Annotated in this window: 22 protein-coding genes; 6 read left to right on the top strand and 16 right to left on the bottom strand. The window is 63.0% G+C overall.

Going from position 1 to position 23,079, the window contains the following annotated elements:
* Nucleotides 1-15 precede the first annotated feature (15 nt).
* The 10 genes from ntrC to glnA form a co-directional block, all read right to left on the bottom strand.
* The gene (gene ntrC / locus JLC71_RS15445) at nucleotides 16-1,416 is read right to left on the bottom strand and encodes a nitrogen regulation protein NR(I) (protein ID WP_200916483.1); all 1,401 of its coding nucleotides are present in this window, start codon (nucleotides 1,414-1,416) and stop codon (nucleotides 16-18) included.
* Nucleotides 1,413-2,489, bottom strand: coding sequence for a nitrogen regulation protein NR(II) (gene glnL / locus JLC71_RS15450; RefSeq protein ID WP_200916484.1), 1,077 nt, complete (start codon nucleotides 2,487-2,489; stop codon nucleotides 1,413-1,415). The genes ntrC and glnL overlap by 4 nt, the downstream gene beginning before the upstream one ends.
* A gap of 202 nt (nucleotides 2,490-2,691) precedes the next feature.
* Nucleotides 2,692-3,180 (bottom strand): DUF4124 domain-containing protein, encoded by a 489-nt coding sequence (locus JLC71_RS15455; RefSeq protein ID WP_236250918.1) that lies wholly within the window; start codon nucleotides 3,178-3,180, stop codon nucleotides 2,692-2,694.
* Nucleotides 3,181-3,212: 32 nt separating this feature from the next.
* The gene (locus JLC71_RS15460) at nucleotides 3,213-3,509 is read right to left on the bottom strand and encodes an Rdx family protein (protein WP_236250919.1); all 297 of its coding nucleotides are present in this window, start codon (nucleotides 3,507-3,509) and stop codon (nucleotides 3,213-3,215) included.
* Complete coding sequence (locus JLC71_RS15465) at nucleotides 3,509-4,132, bottom strand: HAD family hydrolase (protein WP_200916485.1); 624 nt, start codon at nucleotides 4,130-4,132, stop codon at nucleotides 3,509-3,511. Before JLC71_RS15465 ends, JLC71_RS15460 begins: the two co-directional genes overlap by 1 nt.
* A 39-nt stretch (nucleotides 4,133-4,171) precedes the next feature.
* The gene (locus tag JLC71_RS15470; protein ID WP_200916486.1) at nucleotides 4,172-5,650 is read right to left on the bottom strand and encodes a GGDEF domain-containing protein; all 1,479 of its coding nucleotides are present in this window, start codon (nucleotides 5,648-5,650) and stop codon (nucleotides 4,172-4,174) included.
* Between the two features lie 126 nt (nucleotides 5,651-5,776).
* Nucleotides 5,777-6,262: an SgcJ/EcaC family oxidoreductase gene (locus JLC71_RS15475; RefSeq protein WP_200916487.1), complete on the bottom strand. Its 486-nt coding sequence runs from the start codon at nucleotides 6,260-6,262 to the stop codon at nucleotides 5,777-5,779.
* Nucleotides 6,263-6,395: 133 nt separating this feature from the next.
* A complete protein-coding gene (locus tag JLC71_RS15480) occupies nucleotides 6,396-6,740 on the bottom strand; it encodes a hypothetical protein (RefSeq protein ID WP_200916488.1) in 345 nt (114 codons plus the stop codon).
* Nucleotides 6,737-7,048, bottom strand: coding sequence for an EthD family reductase (locus tag JLC71_RS15485; RefSeq protein ID WP_200916489.1), 312 nt, complete (start codon nucleotides 7,046-7,048; stop codon nucleotides 6,737-6,739). The genes JLC71_RS15480 and JLC71_RS15485 overlap by 4 nt, the downstream gene beginning before the upstream one ends.
* Nucleotides 7,049-7,188: 140 nt before the next feature.
* Complete coding sequence (glnA, locus tag JLC71_RS15490) at nucleotides 7,189-8,598, bottom strand: type I glutamate--ammonia ligase (RefSeq protein WP_200916490.1); 1,410 nt, start codon at nucleotides 8,596-8,598, stop codon at nucleotides 7,189-7,191.
* A 310-nt stretch (nucleotides 8,599-8,908) separates the two neighbouring features.
* Here glnA and JLC71_RS15495 point away from each other — a divergent pair, with 310 nt between their 5' ends.
* The 6 genes from JLC71_RS15495 (at nucleotide 8,909) to JLC71_RS15520 (ending at nucleotide 13,304) form a co-directional block, all read left to right on the top strand.
* Nucleotides 8,909-9,361, top strand: coding sequence for a rhodanese-like domain-containing protein (locus tag JLC71_RS15495; RefSeq protein ID WP_200916491.1), 453 nt, complete (start codon nucleotides 8,909-8,911; stop codon nucleotides 9,359-9,361).
* Between the two features lie 59 nt (nucleotides 9,362-9,420).
* On the top strand, nucleotides 9,421-10,248 hold the full coding sequence (gene aroE / locus JLC71_RS15500) for a shikimate dehydrogenase (RefSeq protein WP_200916492.1): 828 nt from the start codon (nucleotides 9,421-9,423) through the stop codon (nucleotides 10,246-10,248).
* Nucleotides 10,249-10,259: 11 nt separating this feature from the next.
* Nucleotides 10,260-10,964, top strand: a complete 705-nt coding sequence (gene mtgA, locus JLC71_RS15505; RefSeq protein ID WP_200916493.1) for a monofunctional biosynthetic peptidoglycan transglycosylase — start codon at nucleotides 10,260-10,262, stop codon at nucleotides 10,962-10,964.
* Between the two features lie 112 nt (nucleotides 10,965-11,076).
* Nucleotides 11,077-11,892: a Stp1/IreP family PP2C-type Ser/Thr phosphatase gene (locus JLC71_RS15510; RefSeq protein WP_200916494.1), complete on the top strand. Its 816-nt coding sequence runs from the start codon at nucleotides 11,077-11,079 to the stop codon at nucleotides 11,890-11,892.
* A 42-nt stretch (nucleotides 11,893-11,934) separates the two neighbouring features.
* Nucleotides 11,935-12,543, top strand: a complete 609-nt coding sequence (locus JLC71_RS15515; RefSeq protein WP_200916495.1) for an FHA domain-containing protein — start codon at nucleotides 11,935-11,937, stop codon at nucleotides 12,541-12,543.
* 2 nt (nucleotides 12,544-12,545) lie between these two features.
* A complete protein-coding gene (locus JLC71_RS15520) occupies nucleotides 12,546-13,304 on the top strand; it encodes a 3',5'-cyclic-nucleotide phosphodiesterase (protein WP_200916496.1) in 759 nt (252 codons plus the stop codon).
* 53 nt (nucleotides 13,305-13,357) lie between these two features.
* Here JLC71_RS15520 and JLC71_RS15525 read toward each other — a convergent pair whose 3' ends face one another.
* The 6 genes from JLC71_RS15525 to JLC71_RS15550 all read right to left on the bottom strand — a co-directional run bounded on the left by JLC71_RS15525 (nucleotide 13,358) and on the right by JLC71_RS15550 (nucleotide 22,994).
* Nucleotides 13,358-14,980, bottom strand: coding sequence for a cyclic-di-GMP receptor FimW-related protein (locus tag JLC71_RS15525; protein ID WP_200916497.1), 1,623 nt, complete (start codon nucleotides 14,978-14,980; stop codon nucleotides 13,358-13,360).
* 8 nt (nucleotides 14,981-14,988) lie between these two features.
* Nucleotides 14,989-15,414: an HIT family protein gene (locus JLC71_RS15530; protein ID WP_200916498.1), complete on the bottom strand. Its 426-nt coding sequence runs from the start codon at nucleotides 15,412-15,414 to the stop codon at nucleotides 14,989-14,991.
* 103 nt (nucleotides 15,415-15,517) lie between these two features.
* Nucleotides 15,518-19,399 (bottom strand): DUF3683 domain-containing protein, encoded by a 3,882-nt coding sequence (locus JLC71_RS15535; protein WP_200916499.1) that lies wholly within the window; start codon nucleotides 19,397-19,399, stop codon nucleotides 15,518-15,520.
* 204 nt (nucleotides 19,400-19,603) lie between these two features.
* Entirely contained in the window at nucleotides 19,604-20,608 is a 1,005-nt protein-coding gene (locus JLC71_RS15540; RefSeq protein ID WP_200916500.1) for a tetratricopeptide repeat protein, read from the bottom strand.
* 112 nt (nucleotides 20,609-20,720) lie between these two features.
* Entirely contained in the window at nucleotides 20,721-21,950 is a 1,230-nt protein-coding gene (locus tag JLC71_RS15545) for a nucleoside recognition domain-containing protein (protein ID WP_200916501.1), read from the bottom strand.
* Between the two features lie 36 nt (nucleotides 21,951-21,986).
* Nucleotides 21,987-22,994: a tetratricopeptide repeat protein gene (locus tag JLC71_RS15550; RefSeq protein ID WP_200916502.1), complete on the bottom strand. Its 1,008-nt coding sequence runs from the start codon at nucleotides 22,992-22,994 to the stop codon at nucleotides 21,987-21,989.
* Nucleotides 22,995-23,079: the final 85 nt, after the last annotated feature.

Below are 23,079 nucleotides of genomic sequence, written 5' to 3' on the forward strand. Positions count from 1 at the left end.
GCCCGGCGCGGCAGGCTAGAGCGCGTCTTCCATTCCCAACTCCTGAATCTTGCGCGTCAGCGTGTTGCGGCCCCAGCCCAGGAGTTCGGCCGCTTCGATGCGCTTGCCGCCGGTATGCGTCAGTGCCTGCACGATCACGGTACGCTCGAAGGCGGGGACGATATCGTCGAGTACGCGCGCATCGCCGCGCGCGAGTCGCAATGCGATTTCCTGCGCCAGTAGCCGGCGCCAGTCGCCACTGCCGACGGTTTCGCTGCCGGCGTGATTATCGACGAGCTCGGGCGGCAGATCGTTGACGGTGACCACCGCGCCGGGCGCCATCACGGTGATCCAGTGGCAGAGGTTTTCCAGCTGGCGCACATTGCCGGGGAAAGAAAAGCCGCCCAGCTTGGCCATCGCTTCGTCAGACAGGCGCTTGGCGTCGACACCGAGCTCGGACGCCGAGCGGCCGAGGAAGTAGCGCGCCAGCAGCGGAATGTCCTCGCGCCGCTCGCGCAGCGCCGGCAGCCGCAGCCGGATCACGTTGAGGCGGTGGTAAAGGTCTTCGCGGAACACGCCGTCCTTGACCCGGGTTTCCAGATCCTGATGTGTCGCGGTGATCACGCGCACATTGGCCTTGATCGGCGAGTGGCCGCCGACACGGTAGAAAAAGCCGTCTGACAGCACGCGCAGCAGCCGCGTCTGCAGATCGAAAGGCATGTCGCCGATTTCATCGAGGAACAGCGTGCCGCCCTCGGCCTGCTCGAAGCGCCCGGTGCGGCGGGCGTCGGCGCCGGTGAACGCGCCGCGCTCGTGGCCGAACAGCTCGGATTCGAGCAGGTCTTTCGGGATCGCCGCCGAGTTGATCGCGATGAACGGCTTGGCCGCACGCGGGCTGTGGCGGTGCAGCGCGCGGGCGACCAGTTCCTTGCCCGAGCCCGATTCGCCGGTGATCAGCACCGTGGCCGCCGACTGGCTCAGCCGGCCGATGGCGCGGAACACATCCTGCATCGCCGGCGCCTGGCCGAGGATGTCCGGCGCGGTGAGCGGGACGATGTCGTCGCCGAGCTGGCGCTCGCCTTCCTGCATCGCGCGGCGGATCAGCGCGACCGCGGCATCGACGTCGAAGGGCTTGGGCAGGTATTCAAACGCGCCGGCCTGAAACGCCGAGACCGCGCTGTCCAGATCCGAATGCGCGGTCATGATGATGACCGGCAGGCCGGGGTGATCCTGTTTGACGCGCTCCAGAAAGCTCAGCCCCGATTCGCCGGGCATGCGGATATCGCTGACGATGGCCGCCGGGGTCGAGCGCGCCAGCGCGTCGATGGCTTCGGTGGCCGAACTGAAGGTGGCGTGGTCGATACCATCGCGTGTCAGTGCTTTTTCGAAGACCCAGCGAATCGAGCGGTCATCGTCGATGATCCAGACGGTACTCACGATGTGCTTCCTTGTATCGGTGTGGCCGCCTGCCAGCCATTGAGCGGCAGGTGCAGCGTAAAGCAGGTATCGCCGGGGCGGCTGTCGAACTCGATGGTGCCGCGATGCTGGCTGACGAAGGTGTGCGCCAGATGCAGGCCAATGCCGGTGCCGCCGGGGCGACCGGAGACCAGCGGGTAGAACAGCGTATCTTTCAACTGCTCGGGAATGCCGGGGCCGTTGTCGTGAATCTGTACCTGAATCGCCAGTGGAAAGCGCTGACGGTTCAGCGTGACCTGCCGCGCCACGCGGGTGCGCAGTACGATCTCGCCGACGCCGGCCATCGCCTGCACGGCGTTGCGGACAATATTGAGCAGCGCCTGAATCAGTTGCTCGCGGTCGCCGATCAGATTGGGCAGGCTGGTGTCGTAATCGCGCCGTACCGCCAGGCCGTTCGGCGTCTCGGCGAGCACCACGCTGCGTACGCGCTCAAGCACCTCGTGAATCGACAGCTCGGACAACTGCGGCAGCCGGTGCGGCGTCAGCAGCCGGTCGAGCAGGCTTTGCAGCCGTTGCGATTCCTCGATGATGACCTGGGTGTATTCCTTCAGGTGCGGGCTCGGCAACTCGCTCGACAAAAGCTGTGCCGCGCCACGGATGCCGCCGAGCGGATTCTTGATTTCATGCGCCAGATTGCGGATCAACTCGCGGTTGGCCAATTGCTGCGCTTGCAGTCGCTCTTCGTTGGCGATGCGGCGCTGCTGGTCGATCTGACGGATTTCGACCAGCGCCAGCGTTTGCTTGGCGCGCTCGATCGGGCCGGCCGTCAGCGTCACATAGATTTCGCCCTGCGGCACCGGCAACAGCAGCTCGTATTCGGTGATGCTGACGTTTCTGGCCAGCGCCGTGCCGACCGCGGCGACGACGGCGCTTTCGGGCGACAGGCAAGCGGCCAGCGACAGGCCGAGCTGGTCGTCCTTGAGGCCGAACAGGTCGTGTGCAGCCGGGTTGAAATACACCAGCGTGCCATCGTTGGAAGTGGCGAGGATCGCCGCCTCCAGATAATCGAGGCCGCAAAAATGGGGGTCGTGCATGCTAGGCACCGTGGCATGGATGACATGCCTTCACTAAGCAATTACCGCGCCAGCTGTGTTGGCGCGGATTGCCTGGCGGGCAGATTCATCACGATTGATGGTTGCACCATCTTAGTGCATTCATCCGTTTGTGCGGGCCGGAATGCAGCAGCGAGCACGGTGCGTCCATTTTGGCGCATGCCAGGTGGGGGGCGACGGGGGCTTAGCGAACCCGGGTGAGTTCGTTGTTGAGCGCGGTGACGTTTTTTTCGTGCGTCACCACCGCTTCACGCAGGCGGCCGAGGCGTTCGACGTAACGCTGCGGATTGGCCTTTTCATCGGCGCTGCGGTTGCCCTCGGCATCGGCGAGTGCCTGTTTGGCGCCGGCGAGCGCGGTTTTCTCGCTGCCCAGTTCGTCCTGGAGGATTTGTTTGCGATTGCTGTCGCGGCTTTTTTGCGTGGCCGCATCGACCTTGGGGAAATTGCCGGGCGATGGCGTGCTGACCTTGGGGGCGGTGTTACCGCCGCTCTTGGCGCGTGATTTAGCCGGCGCCGGAATCACCGAAATCGAGTCGATGTAGATGCGCTGCGCGCCCTTCATCGGCGTATTGGTGAAAGTGACGTGGCCGTTTTCGTCGACATACTTGTAAATGTCGGCGAGCGCCAGCGAAGGCAGCATCAGGATGGCAAGCAGCGGGTAAAGCAGTTTCATGAGTCAAAACCTAACACAGCCAGGCGCCCTCGTCAGGATGCCGGGCTATCACTGTGGCCTAGCGGTTTATCGGGGGCGATCACGTCGCGGACGCGCTGCTTGAGGATTTTGGCTTCGGGGAAGCCGCCTTCGGTCTTGCGATCCCACACCAGTTCGTCGTTCACATGCACTTGAAACAAGCCGCCGCTGGCCGGTTGCAGCGCGACTTCGCCGATCTCGTCGACAAAGGTGGTCAGCAGCTCCTGTGCCAGCCAGGCCGCGCGCAGCAGCCATTGGCACTGGGTGCAGTAGCGGATGGTGATGCGTGGTTTGTGCATTGCCTCGCGCATCAGAACACCAGCCCGAGCCGGCGCAGCTGCTCGGCGGTATGGGCGGCGCTGGTGTGATGGATGCCATGCCAGCCCAGCGCGGTCGCGGCGTCGGCATTCTTCTGGCTGTCGTCGATAAAGGCCAGCTCGGCGGTCTCGACATCGGGCAGATCGCGCTTGATGCACGCGTGCATCTCGGCATAGATCGCCGGATCGGGCTTGATCAGTTTGAGCCGACCGGAGACGACGATATCGCGGAAGCGCTGCAGCAGCGGGTAGTGCTGCCAGGCGTAGGGGAAGGTTTCGGCCGACCAGTTGGTCAGCCCGTACAGCGGCACGCCGGCGGCTTCGAGCGCTTCCATCAGCGCCACGCCGTCGGCCAGCGTGCCGTTCAGCGTTTCGGGCCAGCGCTCGGAAAAGGCGCGGATATGCGCTTCGTGCTGCGGGTGCTCGGCGATCAGGGCTGCGTTTGCCTCGCTGAACGGCCGACCGCCATCTTGTTGCAGATTCCATGCCGGATTGCAGACGTGTTCGAGAAACCAACGGCGTTCGGCCGCGTCCGGAATCAGCTTGCGATACAGGTAATCGGGGTTCCAGTCGAACAGGACCCCGCCGAAATCGAACACGACAGCACGTAGCGGCATGGTAGCGAGCAGCCAGTAGAGGAGTGAGGTGCCGTTATTCTACGCGTCGTCGCCTTCGCAGACGACGCAATCGCGGCCGCCGCGCTTGGCGCGGTACAGCGCGTCGTCGGCACGGCGGATCAGCAGATCAAGGGTGTCGTCGTAATCGCGCAAGGAAGCCATGCCGATGCTGACCGTGAGCCGTACCATCTCGCCGTTGTCGAGGCCGATGCGGATCGAGGCGATCGCCTGCCGCAGCTTCTCGGCGACCCGGCGCGACTCCTCCTTGCTGGTTGCCGGGAGCAGCACGACGAACTCCTCGCCGCCCCAGCGGGCGAAACTGTCGCTGGCGCGCAGTGCCGCGGTACAGGCATCGCAGGCGGCGCACAGTGCCAGATCACCGGCGTGGTGGCCGTAACTGTCGTTGATCAGCTTGAAGTGGTCCAGATCGAGAATCAGCACACTCAGCGGTTCGGGATAGCGGCGGGCGTGCAGCAGTTGTTCGGTGGCGCGGTGCAGCCATTCACGCCGGTTGCGCGCGCCGGTGAGCTCGTCGATGGTCGCCAGTTCGGCCAGCTTGGCGTTGCTGGCGGCGAGCGCCTCGGTGCGGGCGATCACTTCGGCCTCCAGCCGCATCCGGTGGCGCAAGAGCAGCGTTTGCGCCAGCGCGAGGTAATGCAGCATGAAGCCGGTCGAGAACAGAAATATCTGCAGATTGAGGTAAGAGAGTTCGGACGTCGCACCGATGAAAATGCCCTGCCCGTGCGCGGTGCCGGCGATGCTGGTCAGCGCCAGCAGCAAGACCGCGAGGCTGGTGCCGGGCAGGCCGTACTGGATCGCCATCACCAGCAGCAGTGGCAGCACCAGCATCAGCGTATGGCGGTAGACGAGGAAGGCCAGGGCCAGCACGGTGACGAAGGCGGCGATCCACCACCACGGCAGCGACACCAGCCGCGGCCAGCGGCCACGATCGCGCCAGCCGGCAAAGCATGGGCCGATCAGGAACAGGCCGCTGGCATGACCCAGGATCAGGATCAGCGTGCGCCAGCCGGTCTCCATGATCGAGGGCTGGTTGCCGATGCCGGCCACGTTCAGCAGCAGCACCTGGATGGGTTGCGTCAGCAGTGGCGGCAGCATGACCACGTAGAGCCAGAAATAAAGCAGCTCGCGCGGCTCGCGCAGCAGCGGATGCTGAAAGCGCGCTTCACCGCTGCGCCAGCCGATCCGTGCCAGATGCGCTTCGGCCATGTCGACAAAGGCCAGCGCGCCCGCCAGCGGCAGCGCGAATTCGATGCCGAGCATCATCGTCAGCTGCGGCAGGTGCACGATGGTGCTGCCGAACCAGACACTGGCATAGCCGCGACGCCCGCCCAGCAGCAGACAGACAAGACCGGCGCCGGAGGCGAACTCCATCACCGGCAGTGGCCCCACCGCCAGTCGCGCCAGCCAGGCACTGCCATAGCCGCACAGCACGTACAGTGTCGTGAGCGTGAGCGCGAGCCGGTTGGGTGTGCCGGCAAGGGGGCGAAGCAAGCGCATGGGCAAGGCCAGGCAACGGATTATTTCAGCATATTCCCGCTACCGCGCCAGCTGCTGCCGCTTGTCGGCTGTGAATAAACAAAGCGCCAGCGAGGGCTGGCGCTGGGAACGAGTACTGAGTGGGACTTACGGCTTTGCCGAGGCCACGGGCTCGGGCATCGCTGACGAGTGATGGTGCAGAATCTTCCAGCTGCCGCCGCGATTTTCGTACACATAGGTGTAGCGTGCGGCGACCTGCTGGGCGTGGCCGTCCTTGTCCTGCAGCGTGAACGTGTAGGTGCCCATGTCCACGGCCATATTGCAGTTGATCTTGATGGTGCGGCTATCGATCTTGCCTTGCGGATGCTTGCGCAGGAAATCGACGAAATAAGCCTGGATGCTGGCGCGATCGGTACGTGGCGTGTTCGACACCGTTGCTAACAGCACCGCATCGGGCCAGTAGCGGTCGGCGACCTTGGCCGGATTCTGCGTCGCCAGCGAAGCATTCCATTGCTCGAACAAGCTTGCGATCGCGGCATCGCCGGCCTTGGCGCACGCGGGCGCCTTGGCGAGCGCGCCGCCGGACAGCGTCAGCGCTGCGGCGGCTAACAGGGGGAGGGAAAGTGATTTCATGGTTGAGGCGTCCTGAACGGGCGGTGATTCGGTTCGGCGCAAAAGCGCGCCCGGCTCAGTTCATCCTAACGTCATAAGGTTCGTGGCCGGATGGACAAGTGGCTGTTTTCGCCGTCAAACGGTTGCGCCCTGCTCAGCGCCACCAGCGCGGAAACATGAAGATCGTGAACAGGCCGCTCAGGCTGAGCAGCATCACGCCGCCGGTCGTGATTGTTAGCCAGAAAAAGAGGCGCCACGACGACGACTGGATCCGGCGCCATTCGCCGTTGCGTGCCACCCGCCAGACATCGGCCATATAGCCACCGATCGACTCGGTTTCCAGAAAACCGTGGGTGGCCTTGGGCGAGAGCATGTCGTGGTAGTGCGTTTCCAGATGGTCATACACCAGTCGGGCCAGCAGCGTGAACAGCAGGAAACCGCCCAGCCCGGTGCTTACGAGTGTCGGCAGCAGGTAATCGAGCACGAACTGTTTGATCACGGCAGCACCTCGGCGAACTGGATGTCCGGGCTCAGGTCGGTGTAGTTGCTCACGTCGGCGAGAATCTCTGCGCCATGGGCCGCCAGCCCGTCGGCCAGTCGCTGCGGGTCGGCAAAGTGCAGCAGGCCAACGGCAAGATAGCGTGGCGAATTGCCATCCGGCGACGGCAAACCGCGAACGACCTCGCTGCGCAGCAAGCCGTAGGGGCTGAGCAGGCGGTGCACCATAGTCAGGTGCTGCTGCCGGTAGTAGTCGAAGTCGAAGCGTGCGCCGGCGCTGTACGGGTAGTAGGCAGAGGCGAGTATCACCGGAGTCCCCACTGGATAAAAAAACCAACTTTAAACTGACTAGGTAATTTGCCTTATGGAAAGTTTGTAGTCGTTGTGGTTGCCGCAACAAAAAAGCCCCGCATCGCTGCGGGGCTTGGTGTCGACAGGGACGTCGCCGATTACAGCGAGTAGTACATGTCGAATTCAACCGGATGCACGTTCGTGCGGGTGCGGTTGACGTCGTTCATCTTCAATTCGATGTACGCATCAATCCATTCGTCGGTGAACACGCCGCCACGGGTCAGGAACTCGCGGTCTGCATCCAGTGCGGCCAGCGCTTCGTCGAGCGACGAGCAGACGGTCGGGATCAGCTTGTCTTCTTCCGGCGGCAGATCGTACAGGTTCTTGTCGGCCGGATCGCCCGGGTGGATCTTGTTCTGGATGCCGTCGAGGCCGGCCATCATCAGCGCGGCAAAGCACAGGTACGGGTTAGCCAACGGATCCGGGAAACGCGCTTCGATGCGACGGCCCTTGTCCGATGCCACGTGCGGGATACGGATCGAGGCCGAACGGTTCTTGGCCGAGTAAGCCAGCTTCACCGGTGCTTCGTAGTGCGGAACCAGACGCTTGTACGAGTTGGTGCCCGGGTTGGTGATCGCGTTCAACGCCTTGGCATGCTTGATGATGCCGCCGATGTAGAACAGCGCGGTTTCCGACAGGCCAGCGTAGCCGTTGCCTGCGAACAGGTTCTTGCCGTCTTTCCAGATCGACTGGTGCACGTGCATGCCCGAGCCGTTGTCGCCAACGATCGGCTTAGGCATGAAGGTTGCGGTCTTGCCGTACTGGTTCGCGACGTTGTGAACCACGTACTTGAGGATCTGGGTCCAGTCGGCGCGCTGGGTCAGCGTGCTGAACTTGGTACCGATTTCGTTCTGACCGGCGTTCGCCACTTCGTGGTGGAACACTTCGACCGGCACGCCGAGTTCTTCCAGCACCAGCACCATCGAGGCGCGGATGTCTTGATGGCTGTCGACCGGCGGAACCGGGAAGTAGCCGCCCTTGACGCGCGGACGGTGGCCGAGGTTGCCGCCTTCGAACTTCTCGCTGGTCGCCCAGGCGCCTTCTTCCGAGCCGATCTTGACGAAGCAGCCCGACATGTCCGTATTCCAGCGGATATTGTCGAAGATGAAGAATTCAGGTTCCGGACCGAAGTAGGCGGTGTCGCCGATACCGGTGGTCTTCAGATACGCCTCGGCGCGCTTGGCGAGCGAACGCGGATCGCGGTCGTAGCCCTTGCCGGTAGCCGGCTCGATCACGTCACACGTGATGATGACGGTCGGCTCATCGAAGAACGGGTCGATATTGGCGGTCGACGGATCCGGCAGCAGCAGCATGTCCGAAGCTTGAATGCCCTTCCAGCCGGCGATCGACGAACCGTCGAAGGCGTGGCCGTTTTCGAACCATTCTTCGTCAACAACGTGCGAAGGCACGGTGACGTGGTGTTCTTTACCAATGGTGTCGGTGAAACGCAGGTCGACAAAGCGAATGTCGTTGTCCTGGATCAGCTTGAGAACGTCGGCTACCGCCATCTTTACAACTCCTTGAAAAGCGAGAGGAACAAGAGAAATTTGAAGTGACCAATCGCGAGTCGCGACAGGGATGGCAGATCAGTAAGCAGGAACCATGCCAGCCATGATTGAGGGTCGATCCATTGTGCCACAATCCGGTGCGCCAAGAACAACACCGTATTGCCACACCCGGCATTGGCCTGTATTGGCCCCAAGCTGGTGCCCGTTTGTCATTGGCGCACCTAAATGGTGCGCTATTGCGCCGTGGCAAAGGACGCACGAAAATCGATGCATCAGCAACGGCCCGATGATAGGGCCCAAGGAGAACACGATGAGCCAAGCCGCCCAGATTCTTGAAGTCGCGAGTCAGCGAGGCCGTGCCCAAGGCTTGCCCTATGCCGGCGCGGTGACGCCGCTTGAGGCGCAAGCGCTGCTGAGCAGCCTGCCAAATGCCAAACTGGTGGATGTTCGCACCCATGCCGAATGGGCGTTTGTCGGTGTGGTGCCGGGGGCCGAGTTGATCGAATGGAAGCGCTATCCGGGCATGACGCCGAATCCGGATTTTCTGACTCGCTTGAAGGCCGAGGTCGATCCGGAGGGCGTGGTGCTGTTCTTGTGCCGCAGCGGCGCGCGCAGCCACGATGCGGCGGCCCTGGCGGCGGCGCATGGCTATAGCACCGCGCTGAACGTGCTAGAGGGCTTCGAGGGCGACAAAGACGGCGCCGAACATCGCGGCCAGCTCAATGGCTGGAAAGCGGCCGGCCTGCCCTGGGTGCAGGGCTGACGCGCACTCGGCCCGGCGCGGTAAGATGCGCGTTTTCCTCGACACTCGCCGGCTAAATCATGCGTTACGTCGTCATCGGCAACCCGATTGCCCACAGCAAGTCCCCGCAAATCCACGCCGCTTTCGCCGCGCAGTTTGGCCTGAGCGATTTCAGCTACGAGCGGCTGCTGGCGCCGCTGGATGGTTTCGCCGAAACGGCGAACCTGCTGTTTGCCAGTGGGGCCGGTGGCGCCAATATCACCGTGCCGTTCAAGGAAGAAGCCTACGCCTATGCCACCAGCCTGAGCGCGCGCGCGGCGGCGGCCGGCGCGGTGAATACGCTGATCCGGCGCGAGGACGGGACGATAGAGGGGGACAACACCGATGGCGCCGGCCTGGTTGCCGATCTGCGTCGTTACGGCTCGCTCGGCGGCAGGCGCGTGCTCTTGCTGGGCGCCGGCGGTGCCGCGCGTGGGGTGCTGCTGCCATTGGCCGGTGAAGCGCCGGCGTCGATCACGCTGGCCAACCGCACTTGCGCCAGGGCTGCTGCGCTGGTCGATGCACAAGTCGATGCCATTACCGGCAAGCTTGGCGTGCCGCTGGCCGCCGCTGGTTTCGATGCACTACAGGGCGAATTTGACGTGGTCATCAACGCGACGTCGGCGAGCCTCGGCGGCGCGGCCTTGCCACTGCCGGCCAGCATATTCGCGCCCGGTGCGCTCGCCTACGACATGATGTACGGCCGGGATGAAACGCCGTTCCTCGCCCAGGCGCGCAAGGCCGGGGTGACGCTGTGCGTCGACGGCCTCGGCATGCTGGTCGGGCAGGCGGCCGAAGCGTTTACGCTGTGGACCGGCCATCGCCCCGATGTCGAGCCTGTGCTGGCGCAAATGCGCGCCGCGCTGTGACGCTCGCGCGAATGAAAAAACGGATATCGGTTGGTGACTGGATCGGCCGCATCATGCTGTTGTTGGTCGGCCTGCTGGTGCTGTGGAATCTGTGGATTTTTGCGCACGTGCTGGCGTGGCGCTGGGTCAACCCGTCGCATACGGCCTTTATGAGCGAAGGGCTGGCGCGGCTGGAGGCGAGCAATCCCGATGCCGAACTGCGGCAGCAATGGGTTGATTACACCAAGATATCTACCAATTTGAAGCGTGCGCTGGTGGCATCCGAAGATGCCAAGTTCCTTGATCACGATGGTTTTGACTGGGAAGGCATCCAGACCGCGTGGGAGAAGAACCTCAAGAAAGGCCGCATTGTCGCCGGCGGTTCGACCATCAGCCAGCAACTGGCGAAGAATCTGTTCCTTTCCTCCAAGCGTACGCCATGGCGCAAGGCCGAAGAAGTGGTGATCACGGTGATGCTGGAGGCACTGCTCGACAAGCGGCGTATCTTTGAAATCTATCTGAATGTGATCGAATGGGGCGATGGCGTCTACGGCGCCGAAGCGGCCGCACGACACTATTATCGGACCGGTGCGGGGCGCTTGAGCGTGATGCAGTCAGCCAAGCTCGCTGCCATGGTGACCAATCCCCGCTACTACGATGCCCATCGTGGTGATCGGCGTCTGGCGCGCAAAACCGCCATCATTGCCCGGCGAATGTCCTACGCCGACATCCCATAAATTTCTATATGCTTACGTAACTGGTATGTATTTGCGTTTTTTACCGTTGCGACACAGCGGTAAAGCCCGAGCCGGTTTACGATGCAATCAGATGTGAACACGGGATACGAGCATGGCAAGGCTATCGCAGGCGCTGGAAATGGTCGGTCAGACCGATCCGGGCTTGGTGCGTGCACAAAACGAAGATGCGATCGCTTGGGATGCCGATGCCGGTTTCGTGGTGCTGGCCGACGGGATGGGCGGCTATAACGCCGGTGAGGTCGCCAGTGCCATTGCGGTGGAAGTTCTGTCACGCCGGCTGTCACAGCCCTTGCCGTCATCGCCGCTGACGCACAGTACCGGGATGTCGGCCGCTCACTGGTTGCTGCAATCGATCGATGAGGCCAATCAGCTTATCTACGACACGGCGCTGTTGCAGCCGCAATGCGCCGGCATGGGAACGACGCTGGTTGCGGCATTATTTTATGACAATAGAATATTGATTGCGCATGTGGGCGATTCGCGGCTGTACCGTTTGCGCAACGCTGAGCTTACAAGGTTAACCCATGATCATTCGCTGCTACAGGAGCAAATCGATCAGGGTTTGATCGATGAGTTTGATACTCGTCATGCGGTGCAACGCAATTTACTTACGCGTGCAGTCGGCATCGATGCAGTGGTTCGTGCCGAACTGGGCGAGTTCGATACGCAGCCGGACGATCTGTATTTGCTGTGTTCGGATGGCCTCACCGATATGGTTGAAGACGAGCGAATTGCTGACATATTACTGACACTAAAGGACAATGCACCTTTGGCAGCGATGCAATTGGTGCAGAGTGCCAATCATCGCGGCGGTCATGACAATATATCGGTCATTCTGGTGGCCGTACGCCACCCTTACCCGGCCGAGGCCGGTTTCTGGTCCAGGCTGACAGCCTGGTTGAGTTGACCCGGATGCCCGTTGAGGGCACCACAGAATCTTTGTTACGCCATGGCGAAATTGCTGCTCTGCCTCGACGGTAACGTCATCAAGGAATACCGGATCCATCGCGACACGTTCGCCATCGGGCGCCGGCCGCATAACGACCTGCAGATCGAGAATCTGGCGGTGTCGGGCGAGCATGCCCGCATCGTCCGGGATGGCGAGGATTATCTGGTCGAAGATCTGGGCAGTACCAACGGCACGGTGGTGAATGGCGCGCCGGTCGAACGTGTGCCGCTGCGCAATGGCGACGAAATCGGTGTGGGCCGCTATCGTCTGCGCTTCTGGTGCGAGCCGCAAGCCGGCGGCGGTTATGCGGAGACGCTGGTGCTGCGCGAGCCGGTGGCACCGGCAAGGGTTGGCGTGATCAAGGTACTCACCGGCGGCAATAGCGGCCGGGAGATCGTTCTGAGCAAGGCCGTGACCTCGCTGGGCAAGCCGGGCGTGCAGGTCGCCATGATCGCGCGCCGGCCACAAGGCTATTTCCTGTCTCACCTCGAGGGCGCCACCCGCCCGCGTATCAATGGCAGCGAGGTTGGCACCGAGCCGCATCTTTTGAGCGAAGAAGACCTGATCGAACTCGTCGGTGTCCGGCTGGCGTTCTTCTGCCGGGACTGAGCATGCAACTGACCGTGCTCGGCTGTAGCGGCGGCATCGGTGGCTCGGCACGCACCACATCGCTGCTGCTCGGCAACCGGGTACTGATTGATGCGGGTACCGGCGTTGGCGATCTGTCGCTGGATGCCTTGTGTCGTATCGATCATGTCTTTCTGACCCATGCGCACTTCGACCACATCGCCTGCCTGCCGATGTTGCTGGATACCGTCATTGGTGCCCGCAACGAGCCGGTTACCGTGCATGCACTGCCGGAAACCATCGCAGCGCTACGTGCGCACGTTTTCAATTGGCAGATCTGGCCCGATTTCAGCGTGATTCCCGACGCTGCGAGCGGTGTCTTGCGCTGGGCACCGATTGCCGTCGGTGAGATCCGCGAGGTGCACGGTGCGCGGATCACCGCCTTGCCGGCACAACATACGGTGCCGGCGCTGGGCTACCTGCTCGACGGTGATGCCGGTTCGATCGCCTTTTCGGGCGACAGTGCCGATTGTCCCGCGTTTTGGGACGCGCTGGCGTGCGTGCCGGACTTGCGTGCGCTGATCGTCGAAACGGCATTCAGTAATCGCGAGGCCGAATTGGCGCGTGCGTCGCAACATTTTTCACCGGCAACATTGCTGGCGGCGTTGAGGCGGCTCGATCCGGCCGTCGATGTCTGGCTGACGCATCTGAAACCGCTCGACGCCGAGCGCATTGTCACCGAAGCGCATGATGGCTTGCACCGGATTGAACCGCTGCTCAGCGGGCAGGTGCTGAAATTCTGAAAAAAATGCCGCGTGGTGAACGCGGCATTTTTACTGGTGGATCCAAACCCCTGTCAGCGGCGCTGCTGGCCCGCCGGCACGACATGCATTCGCTCGTAATCAACACCGCGTTCGAGCAGCGTTTCAACGCGCATCTTCTTCAGCGTCTGGCCATCCCACCATTCGATCAGCCGGCCACGGCGATACCAGCCTACCGGCAGGATCAGCGACAGTGGCGCGCGCAGGGCGGCCACGGCCGGCAGGGCCAGGCATTCGATCCAGCCGCGCCGGTCCGAATACGCCAGCTCGACGGGCCGGATTGCCGCAGCCGTCGGCAAGCCCGGCATCAGCCGGACACCGGCTTCAATATGGCCATCGTGTTGCTGTAACCAGCGCACCACGCCAAGATAATGACTGCCTTCCAGTTGCACCGACATCAGCTGTTGCAGGGCAATGCGTCCACCCGCAGCGCAGGGCCGCGACAAGCGCAGACCTTGGGCCGATTCATTGCGCACCTGCCAGGTTTCGCCGACCGGCGGGGTGGTGGTGGCGTCCGCCGTCGCGCTGGCGCTATTGGACTGGCCGAACAGCTGCAAGCGCACCAGATCCTGGCTGCCCAGCGGCGCGGGGCCGTCGTCGGGCAGGGCGAACCGGCCGTGGCCGATCAGCGCGTGCTGGCGTGGCAGACCGAAAACGGCTTCAAGGTGGCGTTGGCTGTCATGCCGGGGCAGGGCTCGCTCGCTCGCCTGTTCGCACCAGGTGCGGTACAGCTCAACCAGCAGCACTTCGACCTGAGCCGCCGCAAACAGGCTGCCCAAACCCAGTTTTTCCGGGCTTTCACCCTGGCGCAGCAGCTTGATCCGGCGTGAAAGTGCCTGCGCCAGTTGCAGGGTATCGAGTTCGCGGATCGACTCGCCGGCAAGGCGAGGCTCGACACGCCGTGGCGGGCCGGGCTGGGCGAAATCGATTTGCAGGCTGCCGCGACCTGGCAGGGCCGCGGCTTCGCGCTCCAGTGGCGTGCGCTGGGCCAGTCCCGGCAGATGTTCGTCGAGCCAGCGAATTTGCCGACCGGTGAAATGGAACGGTGTCGCTGCTGCGAGCAGCAGCAGGTGAACAAAAGCGTGCTGTGGCGTGGCGATGCCGGCGACCTTGAGCAGGCTGTCCTTGGCCGACTTTTCCGCCAGCCCATTGGCTTCGATCAGCTGGTAGCTGTCGAACAGCTGTTGCCACAGCGCGGCGGGAATGGGGCGATAACTGAGCAAGGATTCGCGCGCGGCCAGTGCCAGGTAACGCATCCGCCGCTGCGCCAGCAAGCTGGTGTGGGCTGCTAGCTCGGGCTCGCCGGCCAGCGCGGCATCCAGCCCGGTGCCGTAGAGGGCCGCCAGTTTTTCCCACAGGGCGACGGTGGCATCGCGTGCTTGCGCTTCATCGGTGCCCAGCGGGAGTGCGCGGCCGAGGAAACGCTCGGCCAGCGCGCCCTGAACCATGTGCAGCGGCTCGCGCAGCAGTTCGAGGATCTTGAGCGTTTCGTAGGGGGCGACCTGACTGGTGGCGAGTTGCGAAATCGCCTCGGAAAGCTCGGCATGAGCAACCGGTGTATTGATCAGCGGTAAGAGCTGCAGCCAGGATTTGGCCGAACGGGCATCGCTGAACGGTGCTGAGCCGGAAAAGGTATGGGATATCGACAGATCGGTCATGGCGGGCGTTAGACAGCCTCGGGCGTAATATGTTGCAGAGCATGGCGCAATTGCGCCAGCGTTTCGGCGGCTATCGTGTGTCGCGCACCGGGGCGGATGGCCGTGGCCCAGATCGGCCCCGGGAACGTGGCGTCGTCGCGCCAGCGCGGAATGATATGCCAGTGCAGATGCGGCACGACGTTGCCTAGGCTGGCGATGTTGATCTTGTGCGGCGAGAGTACCGCACGCATCACTGTTTCGACGGCGAAGATGACGGCCATTAGTCGCTGACGATCGGAAGGGGCCAGGTCGGTCATTTCGGCAAGATGCTGCGACAGGATGACCCGGCAAAAACCGGGGTAGTCGGGTTCGTCGGCCAGCACAACCCGGCATAGATCGTTCTGCCACAAGCGTTCGCCGCCGGTCTCCCGGCAAAATACGCAATCGCGTTCCATTATCTTTTCCTTATGCAGCGCAATTATTACCGCAAGCTGGCCGCATAAACAACGGGGCATGCCCGTAAAGGGATGCCCCGTTGTAGTGCCGCCCGCTCCGGGGTCAGAGCAGCACGCGCTCGATCCCGCCGTTGCGCGCCTTGGCGACGTACTCTGCCTGCCAGTCCTGCCCGAGGATTTTCTTGGCCATTTCCACCACGATGTAGTCGGCGCTGGTATCGGTATCGTTGTCGTAACGCTGTAGTCCCTGCAGGCAAGACGGGCAGCTGGTCAGTACCTTGACCGGCTGCTTGGCATCGGCGACCGCGACTTCGGCACGCAGCTTGTCGGCACCCTGCTGCATTTCCTCCTGCTTGCGGAAACGCACTTGCGTGGCGATATCCGGCCGGGCGACCGCGAAAGTGCCCGATTCGCCGCAGCAACGGTCGTTCAGATCGACGCGCGTGCCCATCAGCTGGTTGGCGACGTCGATGCCCTTGTACTGCTTCATCGGCGTATGGCAAGGCTCGTGATACATATAGCGCTCGCCGCTGACACCATCGAGCTTTACGCCCTTTTCAAGCAGATATTCGTGGATGTCCAGCAGCCGGCAGCCCGGGAAGATCTGCTCGAACTGGTACTTCATCAGCTGATCCATACAGGTGCCGCATGACACGATCACCGTCTTGATATCAAGATAGTTCAGCGTGTTGGCAACGCGGTGGAACAACACCCGGTTCTCGGTGGTGATCTTCTCGCCCTTGTCGCCGTAGCCGCTTGAGGCCTGCGGGTAGCCGCAGCACAGATAGCCCGGCGGCAGCACCGTGGTGGTGCCGACGTGCCAGAGCATCGCCTGCGTCGCAAGGCCGACCTGCGAGAACAGCCGCTCCGAGCCGCAGCCGGGGAAGTAAAACACCGATTCGCGGTCTTCCTGACGGCTTTCCGGATCGCGGATCACCGGCACGATGCTCGAGTCTTCGACATCGAGCATGCCGCGCGCCGTTCTCAGCGGCACCTTGGCCGGTAGCGGCTTGTTGACGAAGTGAATGATCTGCGTCTTGATCGGTGCGGTGCCGAGCGTCGCCGGCGGCTGCTTGGTGACGCCCTTCAAGAGGCCGAAACGCTTGGCCAGCGTATGGCCGAGGCGCTGCGCCTTGTAGCCGATGCCGATCATGCCGGCGCGCAGCAACTTGATCGTCGCCGGATCCTTGGCGGTGAGGAAGGCCATGCCGAGCGCGGTGCCCGGGTTGAATTTCTTCTGGCCTTCCTTCCTGAGGAAGTTACGCATCGCGACCGAGACATCGCCGAAGTCGATCTTCACCGGGCACGGATTCACGCAGCGGTGGCACACGGTGCAATGGTCGGCAACGTCGCCGAGCTCTTCAAAGTGCTTGAGCGACACGCCACGGCGGGTCTGCTCTTCGTACAGGAAGGCTTCGGTCAACAGCCCGGTGGCGAGGATCTTGTTGCGCGGGCTGTACAAAAGATTGGCGCGCGGCACGTGGGTGGTACAGACCGGCTTGCACTTGCCGCAGCGCAGGCAATCCTTGATCGAGTCGGCGATATTGCCGATATCCGATTGCTCGAGGATCAGCGACTCGGCGCCCAGCAGGCTGAACGACGGCGTGTAGGCATTGGTCAGGTCGGAACCGGGCAGCAACTTGCCCTTGTTGAAGCGGCCTTCCGGGTCGATCTTTTGCTTGTACGCCTCGAACGGCGCGAGTTCTTCACGCGTCAGGAACTCGTACTTGGTGATGCCGATGCCGTGTTCGCCCGAGATCACCCCGTTCAGCTCGCGCGCCACCGCCATGATGCGCGCGACCGCGTGGTGCGCGCGCTGCAGCATGGCGTAGTCGTCCGAGTTCACCGGGATATTGGTGTGGACGTTGCCGTCGCCGGCGTGCATGTGCAGTGCGACCCAGGTGCGGCCCTTGAGCACCTGCTGCTGGATCGCAATCACCGCGTCGAGCAGCGGCTTGTCGTTGCGGCTGGAGAACATCGCCTCGAAGTCGGTCAGCAGCTCGCGTTTGTACGACACGCGCAGCACGACGTCGCGCAGGGCGATAAACACGCTTTGCGGCGCTTCGCCGGCTTCCAGCTCGCGCTCGAGCGGCATGGTCGGAAACGCGCTGGTGTAGGCCTCGAAGGCGTCGTCGAGGTGTTCGCGTATCCACGTCCAATGCGTGCGGGCGCGGCTGATCAGTTCGAGCGCGGCGGCGCGGCGGTCGCCGATCAGCGCGTCGCGCGACAGCGGCGAGTCGGCGAAGTCGACCGGCAGGATGCCTTGCTCGAAGAAATCGGTCAGTTTGTCGATCAGCTCGAGCTTGTTGTCGATCGACAGCTCGATATTGATCCGTTCGATCGCATCCGAGTATTCGCCGAGGCGTGGCAGCGGAATCACCACGTCTTCGTTGATCTTGAAGGCGTTGGTGTGCTTGGAGATCGCCGCGGTACGGGCGCGATCGAGCCAGAACTTCTTGCGCATTTCGGCGCTGACGGCGATAAAGCCTTCGCCACTGCGGGCGTTGGCGAGCTTGACCACTTGCGACGCGGCTTCGCCGACGGCGTTTTCATCGTCCGAGACCAGGTCGGCGATCAGCACCATCTTCGGCCGGCCACGGCTCTTGGCCTTGCTGGCGTAACCGACGGCGCGCACATAGCGCCAGTCGAGGTGTTCCAGCCCGGCGAGCAGCACCTTCGGATGCGCGTCGAGGTAATCCTTGATCTCGACGATCGACGGCACGGCGCGGCTGACTTCGCCGAAGAACTCGAGGCAAACGGTACGCACGTGCGCCGGCATCCGGTGCAGCACGAAGCGGGCGCTGGTGATCAGCCCGTCGGTGCCTTCCTTCTGTACGCCCGGCAGGCCGGCGAGGAATTTGTCGGTGACGTCCTTGCCCAGCCCTTCCTTGCGGAAGCGTGAGCCCGGAATCACCAGCGTGTCTTCGTTCAGCACCGTCTTGCCGTCGGGCTTGTAGGTGGTGACGCGGAAGCTTGCCTGCGGCGCGTCGTGGATCTTGCCGAGGTTGTGATCGAGCCGCTCGATGAATTTCCAGTTGCCGTCCGGGTCGACCATCTTCCAGCTGACGAGGTTGTCGAGCGCGGTGCCCCACAGCACGGCCTTCTTGCCACCGGCGTTCATGGCGACGTTGCCGCCGATGCACGAGGCGTCGGCCGAGGTCGGATCGACCGCGAACGCCAGCCCGGCTACTTCGGCGGCTTCCATCACCCGGCGGGTGACCACGCCGGCGCCGCACTGGATCGTCGCGATCTCGTGATCGACGCCGGGGATCATCATCCGCTCGACGCCGTTATGGCGGTCGAGCTTCTCGGTGTTGATGACCGCGCTCATCGGGGTCAGCGGCACGGCGCCGCCGGTGTAGCCGGTGCCGCCGCCGCGCGGGATGACGGTCAGCCCCAGCTCGATACAGGCGGCCACCAGCGGCGCCATTTCGGCCTCGGTATCGGGCGAGAGCACGACGAACGGATACTCGACGCGCCAGTCGGTGGCGTCGGTGACGTGCGAGACGCGGGCAAGGCCGTCGAAGCAGATGTTGTCGCGGCGGGTGAGCCCGCCCATGCGCCGCAGCACCTTCTTGCGCAGGCTGGCGACATCGCGGAAATCGTGCTCGAACACGTCGACGGCGCGGCGGGCGCGTTCGGCCAGCAGGCCGACCTTGTCGTTGCCTTCGCGGCGCTTGTCGATTTCGGACAGGCGGTGGTGCATCGCCTCGACCAGTTGCTTCAAACGCTTGGGGTTTTCCAGCAGATCGTCTTCGAGGTAAGGATTGCGCTTGACCGCCCAGATGTCACCAAGCACCTCGAACAGCATGCGGGCCGAACGGCCGGTAATGCGCTCGGCGCGCAGGGCTTCGAGCGTCTGCCATGCATCTTCACCCAGCAGCCGGATCACGATTTCGCGATCGGAGAACGAGGTGTAGTTGTACGGAATCTCGCGCAGGCGTTCGGTGGCAAGGGTCGGAGGGGCTGCAGTTAGCTCGGCCATGACAGGACGATCTCGCTAAGGCTGTGATTCAAAGATGGAATTTTATCGGAAAAATTCCCCTTGAAGCCCTCATTTTTCTTGGGGTTATGCGAATCGAGCGCCTGTATCACGTTGTGTCAGACTACATCGTGCTCTGGTCAGGTCACGGATTGCAGAAAGATCGCCCCGGCTTGCTTGAAAAGCAGTGAAGCCAAGGCAGGGCGGTCAGTTTGCCAGCCGCAGTTCCATCGTCGCAAACCGCGCCGCCGAGAGCTGGTTCAAAAGCTGCGCGCGCAGCTCGCGAAACAGGCCGAGATGGCGCTGCGCGTCAGTCGCGTGGCCAAGGCGCTCGAACAGTTCGGCCAGTACTTCGTGAGCCCGGGCGGCCAGACTGGTTGTGCCCATGGTTTCGGCCAGTGCCAGTGCTTGGGTCAATTCGTCGCGCGCATGTTCGAAATTGCCGGCGGCCAGGCTGCAGCGGCCGAGGGTGATCAGGTTGTAAGCCTCACCCCAGCCATTGCCGTGCAGGCGGCTGAGCTTGAGCGCCACGCGCAGATGGCGTTGCGCACGTTCGAAGTCGCCCCGCGCCAGCCGGATCTGCGCCTGCAAACCGTAGAGCTCGGCTTCGTGTTCAACATGCCGGGAGAGTTGCACCAGGGGCAGCGCCTGATCGAGTATCGCTTCGGCGTCATCGATCTGGCTCAGTTGCAGCAGATCGGCGGCGACGTTGATAAGTGCCGCCGCATGATAAAGGCTTAGCTCCGGGCGGAGGGTCAGCGTGACCGCGTGCCGATGATGCGCCAGCGCGGCTTCGTATTGCTCCTGCGCGTACAGCAATTGGCCGAGGCCGATGTGTGCGAGGCAGCGGACATCAGGGCTGACCCGCTCGGGCGGCAGCGCAAGGCAGGCGAGCCAGCATTCTGCGGTGCGATCGTAATCGCCTTGGGAATAATAAGAGCGCGCGATCTGCTGCAGCGCTTCGCCATGCAGGGTGCCAAGTTCGATGCCGCGGCCGATTTCCAATGATGCCATCAGCGCGGTGCGACCTTTCTCGTAGCGACCGTACATCAGCATGGCCTGACCGTGCAGCAACAGGGCTTCGGCTTCGGCCAGGGGTTGCGATTGTTGTCGCGCCAGCTCGCGAACCTGCGCCGCCTGCGCGATGGCCTCGACGGTTTGGGACGGAATGATGCGGCGGATACGATCAAGCAGTGCGCGGAGGTCGATCATGGTTTGCAAAGTTAAAGACTTAGGGATAACCCTAGTTTAAAACTTACTGCGGCGCGGCATTTTTTGTTTGTTGATTACAAATTAAATACAGTTGTATGAAAGTATTTTTGTGTTAAGCAAAAAACAGATAGGCCACCCACACCGAGGCGGCAAAGCCGATGGCGTCGGCGAACAAGCCGCAGCTGACCGCATTGCGGGTTTTGGTGATCCCGACCGAGCCGAAGTACACCGCCAGCACGTAGAAAGTGGTCTCACTGCTACCTTGCAGGATGGATACCAAGCGGCCGGCGAAGGAATCGGCGCCGGCGGTTTTCATCGTGTCTATCATCAGTGCGCGCGCGCCGCTGCCCGAGAGCGATTTCATGATGCCGACCGGTAGGCCGTCGACCCAGCGGCTGTCGTAGCCGAGCATGCCGACCAGATGGCGCAGGCCGGACAGCAGTAGCTCCAGCGCGCCGCTGGCACGCAGCAGTGCAATGGCAAGCAGCATGGCGACAAGATAGGGGATGATGCCGATCGCGACCTTGAAGCCCTCCTTGGCGCCATCGATAAAGCTTTCATACACGTCGACACGGCGTACCAGCGCGGTGGCAATGAAGATGACCACGATGGCGAGCAGCAGAAAGTTGCTGACCAGCGATGACTGTGCCGCGCGCTCGATGGGTGCCAGATGCAGGAACCACGCGGCAACACCGACGATCAACGCGCTCAGGCCGCCCAGATAGGCGAGCACCACCGGATCGTATAGCCGCAGCCGCTGGCGGATGCCGACCAGCAGCACGCCGGCGATGGTGGCGGTGAAGCTGGCGATCAGCAGCGGTACGAAAATGTCGGTCGGGTCGGCCGCGCCGAGTTGGGCGCGGTAGGCAAAGATCGTCACCGGAAACAGCGTCACCGCGGCGGTGTTGATGACCAGAAACAGCACCTGGGCATCGGTGGCGGTGTCGGGGCTCGGATTGAGCGTTTGCAGCTCTTTCATCGCCTTCAGGCCCAGCGGTGTGGCGGCGTTGTCGAGGCCGAGCATATTGGCGGCGATATTCATCGTCATCGCCCCAAGCGCCGGGTGGCCGGCCGGCACGCCGGGGAACAGGCGCGAGAACAGCGGTCCGAGCAAGCGCGCCAGCGCGGCGATCAGCCCGGCGGCTTCGCCGATCTTCATGATGCCCAGCCACAGCGTCATTACCCCGGTCAGGCCGAGTGCGACTTCAAAACCGAGTTTGGCGGCATCGAACATCGCCCGCGTCATTGCCGCGAACACATCGTGTTGGCCGAGCGCGAAGCCCTGGACACAGGCGGCGGCGAATGCCAGCAAAATGAAGCCGGCCCAGATTCGGTTGAGCATGGGAAGTGGTACTCCTGACGCGGTCGCGCCAGGCGATCAGTGGTTCAGCCTGGCTTCGAGCGCCTGCAGTTTAGCGTAGGTGCCGGAACGAACGATACGGCTGAACGCTTCCTGATAGCGGCGATGGTAGTACTCGGCCTGCGCGGTATCGCCAAGACGCTGGTAGATTTGCGCCAGCAGGTGATGCGCCTGGAAGGTCTTGTGACAGGTACCCATTTCGTCGGCCCGCGCCAGTGCCGCGCTGACCGAAGCCCGCGCTTCTTCGAGCCGGTTTTCATACAGATAAACCCGACCACGGGCGAGGTTCTGCGAGATTTCGCCCCAAGCCCAGACCCGGCGCATTGCAACCGCCTGATCCAGAAACGCGTGCGCTTCGGCGGTGTTGCCCGAGGCCAGCGCCACGGCGCTGCGATAGACGAGGATTTCGCCGACATACTCGGGATTGCCGGCCGCTTCGGCCAGCGGCAGCGCTTCGTCGAGTTCGTGCGCGACCTCGTCGAAGCGGCCGAGCTTGGCGTAATCGGCGGCCAAGTTGATCAGCACCCGGCAATGCAGATCGGTGTCGAACGGCGCGGTGATCAGCGCCTTGGCGTCGAGATGATTCTGCAAGGCCATCTCGTAGCGTTCGTGCGCGTAATAAACCTGACCGAGGCCGATGTAGGCGTGGATGCGGGTGTTGAGCGTGAAACCGTCCGTATCGATGCAATCGGCCCAGTAGGCGATCGCCTCGTCGTAGTCGCCCTGGGTGTAATAGGCGCTGGCAAGATCCTGGATCAGCTCGCCGCGCTCGGCGACGAGGTCTTCGGCGTCGGCAATCGTCAACGCCTTGAACATGGCGTGCTGGCCGTCGGGAATGTGGCCGAAGGCGAACAGCATCGTGCCGTAGCGGCGCCATGCGGCGATCGCCAGTAGCGTGTCGCCACAGCTCGGCGCTTGCTGGCTGGCCGATTCGGCCAGGCGCAAGGCTGCGTGCGGGTCGATGTATGTGAGCCGATCGCTTTCGCTGATCAGGTGCGCAAGCGCGCTGGGCTCGCCGGGGTGCATGGATCTGGGGGCGGCATGGAGGAGGGAATGGCGGCAAGCCTAAACGCTTGTTTATTACCTTTCAAGTGCCGACCGATAGCTGGTA

Source organism: Jeongeupia sp. HS-3 (genome assembly GCF_015140455.1).
In the GTDB taxonomy this organism is placed as follows: domain Bacteria; phylum Pseudomonadota; class Gammaproteobacteria; order Burkholderiales; family Chitinibacteraceae; genus Jeongeupia.

Coding starts and splice junctions, on each gene's coding strand:
- glnL (WP_200916484.1), bottom strand. CDS start 2,489: ATGCACGACCCCCATTTTTGCGGCCTCGATTATCTGGAGGCGGCGATC.
- JLC71_RS15455 (WP_236250918.1), bottom strand. CDS start 3,180: ATGAAACTGCTTTACCCGCTGCTTGCCATCCTGATGCTGCCTTCGCTG.
- JLC71_RS15460 (WP_236250919.1), bottom strand. CDS start 3,509: ATGCGCGAGGCAATGCACAAACCACGCATCACCATCCGCTACTGCACC.
- JLC71_RS15465 (WP_200916485.1), bottom strand. CDS start 4,132: ATGCCGCTACGTGCTGTCGTGTTCGATTTCGGCGGGGTCCTGTTCGAC.
- JLC71_RS15470 (WP_200916486.1), bottom strand. CDS start 5,650: ATGCGCTTGCTTCGCCCCCTTGCCGGCACACCCAACCGGCTCGCGCTC.
- JLC71_RS15475 (WP_200916487.1), bottom strand. CDS start 6,262: ATGAAATCACTTTCCCTCCCCCTGTTAGCCGCCGCAGCGCTGACGCTG.
- glnA (WP_200916490.1), bottom strand. CDS start 8,598: ATGGCGGTAGCCGACGTTCTCAAGCTGATCCAGGACAACGACATTCGC.
- JLC71_RS15495 (WP_200916491.1), top strand. CDS start 8,909: ATGAGCCAAGCCGCCCAGATTCTTGAAGTCGCGAGTCAGCGAGGCCGT.
- aroE (WP_200916492.1), top strand. CDS start 9,421: ATGCGTTACGTCGTCATCGGCAACCCGATTGCCCACAGCAAGTCCCCG.
- mtgA (WP_200916493.1), top strand. CDS start 10,260: ATGAAAAAACGGATATCGGTTGGTGACTGGATCGGCCGCATCATGCTG.
- JLC71_RS15510 (WP_200916494.1), top strand. CDS start 11,077: ATGGCAAGGCTATCGCAGGCGCTGGAAATGGTCGGTCAGACCGATCCG.
- JLC71_RS15515 (WP_200916495.1), top strand. CDS start 11,935: ATGGCGAAATTGCTGCTCTGCCTCGACGGTAACGTCATCAAGGAATAC.
- JLC71_RS15520 (WP_200916496.1), top strand. CDS start 12,546: ATGCAACTGACCGTGCTCGGCTGTAGCGGCGGCATCGGTGGCTCGGCA.
- JLC71_RS15525 (WP_200916497.1), bottom strand. CDS start 14,980: ATGACCGATCTGTCGATATCCCATACCTTTTCCGGCTCAGCACCGTTC.
- JLC71_RS15530 (WP_200916498.1), bottom strand. CDS start 15,414: ATGGAACGCGATTGCGTATTTTGCCGGGAGACCGGCGGCGAACGCTTG.
- JLC71_RS15535 (WP_200916499.1), bottom strand. CDS start 19,399: ATGGCCGAGCTAACTGCAGCCCCTCCGACCCTTGCCACCGAACGCCTG.
- JLC71_RS15540 (WP_200916500.1), bottom strand. CDS start 20,608: ATGATCGACCTCCGCGCACTGCTTGATCGTATCCGCCGCATCATTCCG.
- JLC71_RS15545 (WP_200916501.1), bottom strand. CDS start 21,950: ATGCTCAACCGAATCTGGGCCGGCTTCATTTTGCTGGCATTCGCCGCC.
- JLC71_RS15550 (WP_200916502.1), bottom strand. CDS start 22,994: ATGCACCCCGGCGAGCCCAGCGCGCTTGCGCACCTGATCAGCGAAAGC.